Annotated in this window: 11 protein-coding genes and 5 pseudogenes; 12 read left to right on the forward strand and 4 right to left on the reverse strand. The window is 44.6% G+C overall.

Going from position 1 to position 12,740, the window contains the following annotated elements:
* Positions 1-218: 218 nt before the first annotated feature.
* From JCM10519_RS14935 to JCM10519_RS30375, 8 genes and pseudogenes are all read left to right on the forward strand, one after another.
* Positions 219-662: an MCP four helix bundle domain-containing protein gene (locus JCM10519_RS14935; RefSeq protein WP_054740126.1), complete on the forward strand. Its 444-nt coding sequence runs from the start codon at positions 219-221 to the stop codon at positions 660-662.
* Complete coding sequence (locus tag JCM10519_RS14940) at positions 599-1,261, forward strand: HAMP domain-containing protein (protein ID WP_054740127.1); 663 nt, start codon at positions 599-601, stop codon at positions 1,259-1,261. Before JCM10519_RS14935 ends, JCM10519_RS14940 begins: the two co-directional genes overlap by 64 nt.
* A 102-nt stretch (positions 1,262-1,363) precedes the next feature.
* Entirely contained in the window at positions 1,364-2,035 is a 672-nt protein-coding gene (locus tag JCM10519_RS14945) for a methyl-accepting chemotaxis protein (RefSeq protein ID WP_347844329.1), read from the forward strand.
* A 243-nt stretch (positions 2,036-2,278) separates the two neighbouring features.
* Positions 2,279-2,798, forward strand: a pseudogene (purE, locus tag JCM10519_RS14950) (5-(carboxyamino)imidazole ribonucleotide mutase).
* Positions 2,799-3,037: 239 nt separating this feature from the next.
* Positions 3,038-3,845, forward strand: a pseudogene (purM, locus tag JCM10519_RS14955) (phosphoribosylformylglycinamidine cyclo-ligase).
* A pseudogene (gene purN / locus JCM10519_RS14960) lies at positions 3,839-4,440 on the forward strand (phosphoribosylglycinamide formyltransferase). The pseudogenes purM and purN overlap by 7 nt, the downstream one beginning before the upstream one ends.
* Positions 4,437-5,206: pseudogene (purD, locus tag JCM10519_RS30370) on the forward strand (phosphoribosylamine--glycine ligase). The pseudogenes purN and purD overlap by 4 nt, the downstream one beginning before the upstream one ends.
* Complete coding sequence (locus JCM10519_RS30375; RefSeq protein WP_347844330.1) at positions 5,203-5,703, forward strand: phosphoribosylglycinamide synthetase C domain-containing protein; 501 nt, start codon at positions 5,203-5,205, stop codon at positions 5,701-5,703. The pseudogene purD and the gene JCM10519_RS30375 overlap by 4 nt, the downstream one beginning before the upstream one ends.
* A 126-nt stretch (positions 5,704-5,829) precedes the next feature.
* Here JCM10519_RS30375 and JCM10519_RS14970 read toward each other — a convergent pair whose 3' ends face one another.
* From JCM10519_RS14970 to JCM10519_RS14985, 4 genes and pseudogenes are all read right to left on the reverse strand, one after another.
* The gene (locus JCM10519_RS14970) at positions 5,830-6,669 is read right to left on the reverse strand and encodes a helix-turn-helix domain-containing protein (RefSeq protein WP_054740184.1); all 840 of its coding nucleotides are present in this window, start codon (positions 6,667-6,669) and stop codon (positions 5,830-5,832) included.
* A gap of 140 nt (positions 6,670-6,809) precedes the next feature.
* Positions 6,810-7,643 (reverse strand): pentapeptide repeat-containing protein, encoded by an 834-nt coding sequence (locus JCM10519_RS14975; protein WP_054740129.1) that lies wholly within the window; start codon positions 7,641-7,643, stop codon positions 6,810-6,812.
* 247 nt (positions 7,644-7,890) lie between these two features.
* Complete coding sequence (locus tag JCM10519_RS14980) at positions 7,891-8,262, reverse strand: arsenate reductase ArsC (protein WP_347844331.1); 372 nt, start codon at positions 8,260-8,262, stop codon at positions 7,891-7,893.
* A gap of 100 nt (positions 8,263-8,362) precedes the next feature.
* Positions 8,363-9,645 (reverse strand): annotated as a pseudogene (locus tag JCM10519_RS14985) (MFS transporter).
* Positions 9,646-10,060: 415 nt separating this feature from the next.
* Here JCM10519_RS14985 and JCM10519_RS14990 point away from each other — a divergent pair.
* The 4 genes from JCM10519_RS14990 to JCM10519_RS30385 all read left to right on the forward strand — a co-directional run bounded on the left by JCM10519_RS14990 (position 10,061) and on the right by JCM10519_RS30385 (position 12,674).
* A complete protein-coding gene (locus tag JCM10519_RS14990) occupies positions 10,061-10,426 on the forward strand; it encodes a Na-translocating system protein MpsC family protein (protein ID WP_054740131.1) in 366 nt (121 codons plus the stop codon).
* Between the two features lie 63 nt (positions 10,427-10,489).
* Positions 10,490-10,672, forward strand: coding sequence for a hypothetical protein (locus JCM10519_RS14995; protein WP_054740133.1), 183 nt, complete (start codon positions 10,490-10,492; stop codon positions 10,670-10,672).
* 123 nt (positions 10,673-10,795) lie between these two features.
* Positions 10,796-11,683: a DUF4914 family protein gene (locus JCM10519_RS30380; protein WP_347844332.1), complete on the forward strand. Its 888-nt coding sequence runs from the start codon at positions 10,796-10,798 to the stop codon at positions 11,681-11,683.
* Entirely contained in the window at positions 11,655-12,674 is a 1,020-nt protein-coding gene (locus tag JCM10519_RS30385; protein ID WP_347844333.1) for a DUF4914 family protein, read from the forward strand. Before JCM10519_RS30380 ends, JCM10519_RS30385 begins: the two co-directional genes overlap by 29 nt.
* Positions 12,675-12,740 lie beyond the last annotated feature (66 nt).

The following is a 12,740-nucleotide window of genomic DNA, read 5'->3' on the forward strand; positions in this document are numbered from 1 at the left end:
TATTGATGACGGCAGATTTGTATTAAAGGGCACGGAGGAATTAAATATTCCCTTATCAGGACTTTAATTGCAAAAAAATAATTAAAAAAACGAGAAATATCCAAATATTTAACAAATTATATTAAAATACTTATAAAAAAGCAAGACTTGCCGATAAGATATATATGGATTTATTAGTTATACAAAAATGGGATAGATAAAGTGATTGGAGGACAAAGGTGAAGAATTTAAAGATTGGTAATAGAATTGGACTTGCTTTTGGGGCTATCCTTGTGCTGTTTTTAATAGTTTCCACAATTTCCATGGTAAGCTTAAGGCAAAACAACGGTAAATTTGTAGATTTCTTTAACAACGGACACCAGATCGATATGCAGACTCTTGAGATGAGACGTGATATCCAGTCTGCGGCTAAAAATGTAGGATATGCAACCATGAGCCTTGATTTACAGACTACTGGTGAATATATTGATACTGCAGAGGCTGACCTTGAAGAGTTTCGTAACAAAATACAGTTTTTAAGGGAAAACTATCAGGGAGACCAATCCATGGTGGACAGCATCGAGAACACCTTAAATGAGGCGCAGCTTTTAAGGATCAGGTGTTTAGCCTGGCAAGGGAAAATAAGACCAGACAGGCAGCAGATATATTCTTTGAATCATTAAATCCTTATTTCACCAAGGTTCAGGATGATCTGGTGAAAATCAGTGACGATGCCAGTAAAAGTGCCAATGCCAATTATACGAACGCTCAGAAGGCGGCAGGACTAACCCAGACGGCAGTGGTCGCTTTGCAGTTCCTTGCTATATTAGCTACATTGGGCTTTTCGATTTTCACGACCAAGAGCATCGTGGTGCCGGTCAAGGAGATTGAGAAGGCGGCAGGGGAAATGTCAAAGGGAAGTCTTCATATTCAGTTAAATTACCAGTCGAAGGATGAGCTGGGAGTTCTGGCTGACAGCATGCGGGCCACCATTTCCAATATCGGAAACATGATTGACGATATCAGCAACTTGCTGACATCATTGGCAATGGGGGATTTCCGGATTGAATCCCAGCATCAGGAACAGTATGTCCAGGATTATGAGCCTATTCTTATGGCCATGTGTGGTATCAGGAATAATTTAAGCGAAGCCCTTTTCCGCATTAACCAGTCAGCGGATCTGGTAGCCAATGGTTCGGAGCAGGTATCCTCGGCGCCCAGGCATTGTCCCAGGGCGCTACGGAGCAGGCTTCTTCCATTCAGGAGCTTGCAGCTGCCATAAGCGATATATCAAACCAGATAAACGTCAATGCCCAAAATGCAAAAGAGGCACGTTCCACATCAGAAGAATCTACCAGGAATGTGGCAAAGAGCAGTGAAAAAAATGTCTGAAATGAATCAGGCCATGATGGAGATCAGTGATAAGTCCAATGAAATTGGAAAGATCATAAAGACCATTGAGGATATTGCATTCCAGACGAATATCCTGGCGTTGAATGCGGCCGTTGAAGCCGCCCGTGCAGGAGAAGCCGGAAAAGGCTTTGCAGTTGTGGCAGATGAAGTACGTAACCTTGCAAGCAAATCAGGAGAAGCAGCAAAGAACACCACGCTGCTTATTGAGGAAAGCATGCACGCCGTGGATAATGGAACCAGAATTACCGCTGAGACAGCGAAGGCTATGCAGGCGGTTGTGGAAGGAAGCAGACGCATTAATACGATTATTGAAGAGATTGCATTGGCTTCTGACAAGCAGGCGGTGGCAGTTGATCAGGTCGCACAGGGAATTGACCAGATATCCTGCGTGGTTCAGACCAACTCCGCCACAGCGGAACAAAGTGCTGCAGCAAGCGAAGAACTGTCAGGTCAGGCCCAGATCATGAAGGGACTTGTTCAGGGCTTTGATCTTTATGAGGGTGAGAAGGAGGCGACAGAATCCAAGCCTAAGGATTCCCAACCGGAAAAACCGGTTTATGCAGAAGACCAGGAGGTCCCGGCCCTTACCATTGATCCGGTTTATTTTGAGGAGCCATCCTCATTTGGAGGCGGAAAGTATTAACCATACATAGTCAGGCGGGAGACCGGAGAGAATAAGATATCTTTCCGGTTCTCCCGCCTTTTTGTATCCCTTATGGGGCTGTGGCCAAATTTTTAAGAAAACCATTGACGAAGCAGAAAAAAAACTTGTATTATAATTAATAAGTAAAAGTTAATTAATAAGCGATAATTATTAATAAAACTAATAGGAAGTATTACTGCAAATAATGAATCCTCACATCAAACAAAAAAAGGAGAATTTACTATGGCAAATGTATCGATTGTTATGGGAAGTGATTCTGATATGCCTGTTATGGCTCAGGCGGCAGATGTTTTAAAAAAAACTGGGAGTGGAATTTGAGATGACGGTGATATCCGCCCACAGGGAACCGGATATATTTTTTGAATATGCCAAAACGGCGGAAGCAAGAGGCATAAAGGTCATCATTGCCGGCGCAGGCAAGGCGGCCCATCTTCCGGGAATGTGCGCGGCCCTGTTCCCAATGCCGGTGATCGGCATCCCCATGAAGACTTCGGACCTTGGCGGAGTGGATTCTCTTTATTCTATTGTACAGATGCCTTCCGGAGTTCCGGTTGCAACCGTTGCAATAGGCGGAGGAACCAATGCAGGAATCCTTGCAGCCAGGATTTTAGCAGTCAGTGACGGGGAACTTTTAGGAAGACTGAAGGAATACTCGGAAAACTTAAAAAATGAGGTAGCAGAAAAAGCGGAGAAACTGGATCAGATCGGCTATCAGGAATATTTATCCCAGATGAAGAAGTGAGAAAATCGGAGGCGAGGAGAAAAATGGATTATAAGAATGCAGGAGTTGACATTGAAGCCGGGTATAAGTCGGTTGAATTAATGAAAAAGCATGTGCAGGAAACCATGAGACCCGAGGTCCTTGGAGGAATCGGGGGATTTTCAGGAGCATTTTCCATGTCAGCTTTTAAAAACATGGAAAAGCCGACTCTGGTATCAGGAACCGACGGGGTGGGCACAAAGCTGAAGCTTGCATTTTTAATGGACAGGCACGATACCATTGGAATCGACTGTGTTGCAATGTGTGTCAATGATATTGCCTGCGCAGGCGGAGAACCTTTGTTTTTTTCTGGATTATATTGCCTGCGGCAGGAATTATCCGGAAATCGCGGAAATCGTCAGCGGGGTTGCAAACGGCTGCAAGCAGGCAAATGCTGCTTTGATCGGCGGAGAAACAGCGGAGATGCCGGGGTTTTATCCTGAGGACGAATACGATCTTGCCGGTTTTGCAGTTGGCGTGGTGGATGAGAAGAATCTTATTACCGGGGCTGATGTGGCAGAGGGGGATGTTCTCATAGGTATTGCCTCTTCCGGCATTCACAGCAATGGCTTCTCCCTGGTGCGCAAAGTCTTTGACATGACAAAAGAAAGCCTGGATACCTATTATGAGGAGCTGGGTAAAACCCTTGGCGAAGCGCTGATCACTCCTACCAAAATCTATGTAAATACATTAAAAAGCGTAAAAGACAGCGGGGCAGTGATCAAGGCCTGCAGCCACATCACCGGAGGCGGCTTTTATGAAAATATCCCCCGTATGCTTCCTGAGGGCATCCGGGCGGTGGTTAAAAAGGACAGCTATCAGGTGCCTGCTATCTTTAGGCTGCTGGCGGATAAAGGCGGTATTGAAGAAAAGGTCATGTACAATACTTATAACATGGGAATCGGAATGATTTTAGCAGTAAGCCCGGCAGATGTAGATAAGGCTATGGAAGCCATCTGTAAGGCTGGAGAGGTTCCCTATGTGATCGGTCATACGGAAAGAGGAGAGAAGGGCGTGACGTTATGCTGAAAATCGGTATATTGGTTTCCGGCGGGGGAACCAATCTTCAGGCAGTCTTAGACGCGATAGACTGTGGAAGGATCACAAATGCAGAGGTAAAGGTGGTCATCAGCAATAACCGGAACGCTTATGCCCTGGAAAGAGCCAGAAACCATGGAATTGAGGCTTTCTGTATTTCTCCCGGGGATTTTCAGGAAAGAGAAGAGTTTTATGAAGCCCTTCTTTCAAAGATAGACCAGTACTGCCTTGATTTGATCGTTCTGGCCGGATATCTGGTTGCTGTTCCGGCAGCCATGATACAAAAGTACAGGAACCGGATCATTAACGTTCACCCGTCCCTTATCCCGTCTTTTTGCGGAAAAGGGTATTATGGGCTTAAGGTTCATGAGGCTGCCTGGCACGGGGAGTGAAGGTTACGGGAGCCACGGTCCACTATGTAGATGAGGGGATGGATACGGGGCCAATTCTTTTGCAAAAGGCAGTAGAGGTCCGGGAAGGAGATACGCCGGAGATTTTGCAGCGGCGTGTCATGGAAGAGGCAGAATGGCAGATCCTTCCAGAAGCCATACAGCTGATTGCAAACGGACAGGAGGAATCGCAATGAAGGTTTTGGTCATAGGCGGAGGCGGGCGGGAGCATGCCATTGTATGGAAAATCTCCAGAAGCCCTAAGGTTGATAAAATATATTGTGCCCCCGGAAACGCAGGAATCGCAGAGCTTGCGGAATGCGTGGATTTTGGGGTAATGGATTTTGGCAGGCAGGTGGCATTTGCCAGGGAAAAGGAGATCGATTTGACCATCATAGGACCGGATGATCCCCTGGTGGCCGGAGCAGTGGATGCATTTGAAGCAGCAGGGCTAAGGGTATTCGGCCCGCAAAAACGTGCTGCACTGCTGGAAGGCTCCAAATCATTTTCTAAGGATTTGATGAAAAAGTATGGAATTCCCACAGCGGCATATGAAATCTTCGATTCTCCTGAGGAGGCATTAAGCTATGTGAAAACAGTCCCAATGCCCATTGTATTAAAGGCTGACGGCCTGGCTTTGGGAAAGGGCGTTTTGATATGCAGCACAAGGAAGAAGCAGAAAACGGGGTAAAGGACTTAATGCTTGATAAGCGGTTTGGCTCCGCAGGGGACCGGATCGTGGTGGAAGAGTTTATGACTGGCCGGGAGGTATCAGTGCTTTCCTTTGTGGATGGAAAGACTGTTAAAATTATGACATCTGCCCAGGATCATAAGCGGGCAAAGGATGGAGACCAGGGCCTTAATACGGGAGGAATGGGAACCTTTTCTCCAAGTCCCTTTTATACGGAAGAAGTGGATAGGTTTTGTAAGCAATATATTTATCAGGCGACTGTGGATGCATGAAAGCAGAGGGCCGGGAATTTAAGGGGATTATATTCTTTGGGCTGATGCTGACGGAAAAAGGCCCCAGAGTATTGGAATATAATGCCAGGTTTGGCGACCCTGAAACACAGGTGGTGCTTCCCAGGATGAAAAATGACATTGTAGAAGTTTTTGAGGCTTGCATTGACGGGACGCTGGATCAGATTGACCTGCAGTTTGAAGATAATGGGGCGGTCTGTGTGGTGCTGGCATCGGATGGCTATCCGGAGAAGTATGAAAAGGGGTATTCCATTGCCGGGCTGGAAGCATTTAAGGGGCAGGAAAGATATTTTGCTTTTCATGCAGGAAGTAAATTGGACGGCAGCGGGGCAGTGGTGACCAATGGCGGAAGAGTGCTGGGAGTGACGGCAATCGGAAGAGATCTAAAGGAAGCCAGAGCAAATGCCTATCAGGCGGCGGAATGGGTTTCTTTTGAGAATAAGTATATGAGGCGGGATATTGGCAAAGGGATTGAGTAGTCTGAAAAAGAGGCGGGGAGATAAGAGCGTCTGAGCGCTGACAGCTCTACTGTATGTCCGGACGATTTCCGGCTTATGATTCAAAAGCACAAGACGGCTTATCCAAGCCACCTTGTGCTTTTTTTGTTATTTGATTGGCAGAAGTTCAATGTAGCCTCTTGAGCCTATAGGCTCAAGCTGGATTCGTGGATTTGATGAATCCCACTGTGCATCAATAACAGCAGGATCGTACTTACCGATAGCTGTCTGCACATCTTCGATGGCCTTGCAGTAATCTTCCTCAGCAAAGGGTTCTCCCTGAAACATCAGGTATTTCGCGGCAGGAAGCTCAATAACATCAAATCCATCGGGAACAACCCCATCATAAGTCACTGGCACTTCAACGCCCTGCACATACTCTGAGGTGCCGGGAACAATATATTTTGGGGGCAGCCACAGGCAGACCGGTTCACCGCTAATGGATTTGATGCTTTGCAAAAGTCCCCACACATCACAGCCGACCTCCTGGCAATAAGCGAAATAGCCGGCAGCTTTTACCCCTCTCTTGATTAGTACCTTTCGTTCCGGCTTTTCCATAACCTGCACAAATACACTTTTTACAGTTTCCATGTGTTTCTCCTTTCTGGCTATTCGATATTTGACTCCATAAGGTGTGAAAAGATAGAGCGGAACTGGGCTTTTGGCATACTCCCCGGGATTGCACCCGAACTCACGGAAGAACGCCCTCTGATAGCCGTCCACGCTGCCAAATCCAAGTTCCAAAGCTGCATCTATAATTTTGCAGGATTCATCCCGCAGCTTGATTGCTGACTTAGAGAGCCGAAAGCGCCGAATATAATCGGCTGGTGTCATGCTGGTGTGCTGCAAAAACAGACGATAGGAGTACCACGGTGAAAAATATGAAACGCTTGATAACGCGGTCAATGTAATATTCTCTGACAGGTGTTCTGCAATATAATCCTGCATCCGCTGGACAGCTTCGATTTTTTTCTTCCATCTTACCACCTCCTTACGTTTCTTATCTTACATCTCCAGTGGGAGAAACTTCTCGATTATTTTTGCTAATCTGGTATAAGTTTACCACGTAACCATCCAGGAAAACCAGCTCATTTTTCCCATGTAGCCGGACGGGACAAGTTTACGGGGATTTTTGTATTGGAATTTCCTCTTGCGGAATTAAGCTGCATTTGTGTTAGAAAGATGCTCTCGCTTAAATCGGTATTTTTGAAGTTTGCGTCACGGAGGTCAGCGCCTAAAAAGTTAGTCTTTCTTAGACTGCATCCTGAAAAATTTGCCGCGATCAATAATGACATACTGAAGTTTTTACTGTCAAGATTTGCTTTCTTAAAATCTTTCCCCAAATAGTTTGCACCGTGAATTTGATTAGATGAAGCATTTGCCGAAATTGCGGCGCTTATTTGTTTTAATACTTTGTTCACTTTTAATCTGTATTTTGAGAGATCCAGGGTAGAAAGATTATCCATGGGCTGCTGTACCATTTGTTCATTTTCTGAGATAAGCAAATCAATGGTTGATTTTAGAAGTTCGTCTGATGTCAAAGTAAATGCCTCAACCAGATACCATAGCATCTGATGCAACTGATATACAATCATAAATATATGAAAGAGTTTGTCCTCTTGTTCAGAATTGGTTTTCCATGTTCCATCTGGTAAATAAAGCTGGGTCGTTCTTTGTCCCGCACCGAAACAGTCATAGGCTAAACAGCCTTTGTAATTTTTGTCAGCCAGTTTGGAATGGACTTTGCAGAGAAAATCTGAATCCAGATATTTACATGGTATTCCAGCTTCTTTATTCCCAGGAAAACCATCTGTTTTTGTGCAGTACAAAGCAACACAGCATAATCCGCTGCATTTCTTACAATCAATTTTCAACTTTGTTATCAAATTATCATATTTACTATTTACTTTATCATTGGTCACGATTTCACCGCCTTAGAATTTCTGTTTCAGTTTCTGTTATAAATAATGAGTAAGCGTTTTTTTAACTGAATCAGGTAGGGTCGTGGATTGCGAATATCCGCTTGAATAGTTATCATACCATGCATTGTAGAAAACTCCATCCAGGTATGGACTGCTTGATTCCCGTAATGCAACAAAATAGCTGGCAAGTGCAAAACACCTGCCAGCCTTTTTTATAAAGTTCCGTTTTGGATACGATCTTTAAGGTCTAAAATTTTATCCCGGATGAGGTTATGGTTTCTAAAAAAACGGTATCATCCATACCGCTGGGATCCTTAAGTCCCCAATCTTCCCGATATTTGCATGGCAGGGACGGACACTTCACATTGCAGCCCATGGTTATGACAATATCTGCTTGAGGAATCTCAGACAGGAGCTTGCTATGCTGGGTCTGCTCCATATCAATTCCGTAAAGCCGTTTCATAAGCCGTACTGCATCCTGATTGATCTGCGGTTTGGTTTCTGTTCCGGCAGAATAGCTTTCAAAGGTATCTGAGGCAAGGTGCTTGCCAAGTGCTTCAGCTATCTGGCTTCGGCAGGAATTATGGACGCATACAAACGCTATTTTGGGTTTATTCATTTATAAAACACCTCCTGGTTTAATTTGCTGCCCGCACCAGCTTAACAGGTACATAGAAGCTGTAAGAGCACATTACTGAGCTAATTGGATACAAGGACAATTATTTTTCCAGTTTCCAGATATTTCTGTCCGCCCGAAAGGGCAGACATGATAATGATCCTGTAATTCCGATAACAAGAAACAGCAAAGCAGCGCCGGAGCCTTTACCTGTTCCGAACAGTGCGGTCAACAGACTGCCCGCCGGCTGCCCTGCCATAAATGGTTCAAACACCCGGTCAACTAAAATCCCGCCGCATAGATATCCTAAGGGAATGGTGAAAAATTGCAGGGTATTTCTTGCTGAATAGACACGGCCCTGCATCTCAATAGGGATTTTTGTACGAAAAAGTACATCCATATTGGCATTCATAACAGGAATGAATATCCAGCCGAGGATTGCACCAAAACACCATACAGGAGTACTCTTTCCAAAAGCAAGGATAAAGTTCTCGGTACTCATGGAAAAAAGCAGGCAATTGCAGATCGTCCGGACCCGGCTTTTGGGCGGGGGCAGGATAGAAACCAGAATGCTTCCAGACATTGTTGCGATTCCTGTAACGGTGTTGACCATGCCAAGGGCCAGTTCTCCGCCGCCGGCACGTGAAAGCAGCATAGCGGGCATGGCGGCATTGAAGATTGAGCAGTAAAATTAATTACAGCCAAAAACAGAATCAGATCCAGAATTCCCCTGTTGTCCCTTAAATACCGCAAGCCGCTTTTGGCAGACTGCAATACCGTCTCCTTTCCCATGCTGCGGTCTTCTGTTACCTGAGGGATTCTGACAAAGCAAAGCAGCGAAACGAACGCTGTTACAAATGTAATCAGATCAAACAGGATGACAAACCGGATTCCTGCAAATGAAAGCATGGACGTAGCGAGTACAGGCGTCAGTACGGTAATTAGGGAATTGGATAAGGAACGCATCCCACTGACCTTCTGGTAGTGCTTTTGCGGAGCCAACAGGCTGATGGACACATCCGACGCAGGCTGCTGTACGGTGTTCATAAGTCCATTTAAGGTGTTAATCAAATACAGATGCCAAATCTGGAGTTTACCGGTTGTCAGCAGAATAAGCACTGAAACAGTACAAAGTGCCGCAAAGCTGTCACTGAGCAGCATGGTGGCCTTTTTGTTCCACCGGTCACTCAGTGCACCTGCAAAAATACTTAAAAGGACATATGGTGCGTAGGAACAGATGGCCAATAACGAGGTGGTAAGAGCCGATCCTTCCTGCTGATAAGACCAGATCACCAGCGCAAAATTGGTCATTGCACTGCCAAGGGCCGAAAATGACTGTGTAATCCATAAAATCAGGAAAGTTCGAAGTTCCCTGATATTTGTTATTAAATTTTTTTATCATGACTTTGCTCCTTTTTCAAATAAAATCGATACGATTTAATGAAAGTGCAAAGTCCAACGGACGAATTCAATCCGCTCCATGCAGTTTCGTCCGGTTCAGACCTTGCACGGAGCAATGCCAATGCATAGCTGCATTTTAATTCTCCTTTTATATCCCTGGTTTTCGTTTCAAGCTTAAGTTGCTTAAAACCCAGTTTATTCTATCTTACCATAAATAAAACCGGAAAACCACAGGAAATATTCAGATTCCGGGGAGCTGCACCATAAAACATTTGGGAACATGTAGCTGGTCACGGCGTTTCCCGGCAGTTTGATGTTTATGAAGAAGCTTCTTGATTCGGTTAAAAAATTATTGACACGACCCGGTTTTCATGATATTGTATCTCACAGGTGATGCAATATGACAAAAGGTCAATTGGAAGCTAAAATCAGTGAAGTCGTCAGTAAATTTGAAGTTGAATATATGGGCAGGGGTCCCAAGATGGTCCGTACCTATGTATTAAATGACATGATCATTGTCAGGTTATTAGGATTTTTAAGCCCTTCTGAGAAAAAGCTTACGGAAAGTGCCCAGGGTATTGAATTGCTTAAAAAAGTCCGGACTTCCCTGTTTGAGGGCGGAAGAGAATACCTGGAGAAATTATTAACAGAAGTCATGGATGTGACCGTTATCAGCACTCATTCCGATATCAGCACTAAAACAGGTGAAAAGATCATTGTCATAACGGTTGACAGGAATTTAGAGGAGTTTTATACAGTTAAATAACACCGGAAGACGTCACAAAGTAGAATCATCATTCTAAGTTGTAAGTAAGCCGATATCCATTTTATGGATATCGGCTTTATATATATAAGGAAGGAGGCGATAGGTGAACAGGAAAACACCGCAACAATGGAAGTCATAAGAGTTTTTCAGTTATGCGCAGAAGGTATTCGGCATGAGTCTAAAAAGGCTTTGGGGAAAATAACAGAAGGATCTCATGCATGGAATATTATAATAGAAACTATGTAATACTTAACAAAATTGGGAAATGAAGGTTGAAGAAAACCATTTTAACTACATGGTTTGCGCCGTACCCATATTTGGTGCAAACATCAGATGTGCATAATGGCGTGCGCAGGAACGGAGGAAAATATGCTGGAATGTTTACGTGATATGAATTTACCCGAGTATGTAAAGGATATATTGGTTCAGTCAAAAGGTGTTGTCATTCCTAAGACAAGGAAAGATTTGCTGACGCTTGCAATGGGAAATTCTGAGAATACCGAGTTTGATATTGAATATGAAGTGGAAGGCAAAGGCAAGGTTTTGGAGGCCACAGCTATAAAGTGTAAAAATGGAGTTGTAGTCAATTATACGGACGATTACATGAGAAGGCGTGATCCTGACTGTCTGTTAATTGCGGATCAAAAACCAACGGATAAACCCAGATATGAGGAGATTTATCATTCTGATTTTGAGACCCTGAGAACAGAAACCTTTGACTGGCTGAAACAGCAGGAGCTGATTTTCTTTCCATTTAAGTCAGGCGGACTTGAATATGGATATGATTCAATCCTGATTGCCCCCTTAAACGCCGGATTTTTCGCTGCCGGACTTGCAGATTTACAGGGATTTTTAAATATTGACGAGATTTCTTCCGACTTTAAGCCAAGAGCGGTTGTATTTCTGGCTCCTCCATTCAGACATACTCATTTTGACGGAAAACAGATCGTGGTTCATAACCGTCTGGAGGGAATTCATGAAGTTTATTCCTATAATTTATATCCCGGACCAAGTGCCAAAAAGGGTATTTACGGAGTTCTTCTTAATATAGGAGAAGAGGAAGGCTGGGTTACAGCACACGCATCAACGGTAAAAGTAATCACTCCTTATGACAATGAGATCGTCATCATGCACGAAGGCGCTCCGGAGGCGGAAAAAGTGAAAATGATCGAAGACATTCACAAGGAAATGGATGGCAGAGCCATATTAGGAAGAAATACGGTTACAGGTGAAAAAAAATTATTTAGTATTAAGTGAAACCTGTGAACTGATACCAGTGACAGATGACATGGCATTATGTCATCCCAAAATGCAGAATGACAGCAAAAAGCTGGTAGTAAAGGATGCAGAATCCGCCTGGTTTTTACGCCTTGATAACATTAAATGCTATGGTTCTTCTCCCCAATATGAAAAAATACTGATCCAGCCGGAAGAGCCCCTTATTTTCTTAAACATGCAGGCAGTACCTGGTGCCACCTGCCTGGTTTGGGAACATACCCTGGATCAGAACGGAAAGCCCTGTCCCAACCCCCGCGTTGTTTTACCAAGAAGACTGGTTCCCAAAGCCATTGACACTCCCGTGGAAGTGGATGTGAGAAGCTTTGGCGTACGGACTCCGGCATGTACAAAGGAAAACCCGACATACGGAATTCTTGGCATTCTCCACATACTTCCTCCGGCACTGGCCTGGTTATGGCGTCTTGTGGCTCCGAGAGGATTTAACAATCCAAGCATTATCGATTCTCTTGAAATGACCAGTGAAGGAGTCGGTTCTTACTGGCCTTTTGCAACCGGTAAAATGGTGACTCAGGCCAACCTTTTGCTTGACCAGATTTTAAGTTCAACCAATACCCGGTATGTCCTGATCCCCAACCAGCATATCGGGGCATATGAGGTGAGCTTTATGCCCCAATGGGTTGCAAGGGAATACATTGCCCGCCGGGGCAGCGCCAAGTTTAAACCGGAGCATCTTGTGGAAGCACGCTGTCCGCTTCTTGGCTTTGGACTTGACTCCCTAAAAATTGACGGCCAGTACATCAGAAGAGCATTTTTAAGACCGGAAACCCAGCAGGAGGTAGGCATCCAGGGCTACGACGACGGAGCAAAAATCCTGACAGACTTCTTTAAACAGGAGCTGATGAAATATTATACCGATGATTTAAATCCGTTAGGAAAGCAGATCATAGATATGTTCCTGGCAGGTGCCACGGTTAAGGACTATCTGGAAATCATCCCCATGAGGTATTAGAATTGTCGAATGGCCGTGGGTTCCAGGTAACAATGTACTTGTATACTAGTGCTTGACAATGAGGTT

This window comes from Clostridium sp. NkU-1 (assembly GCA_001312405.1).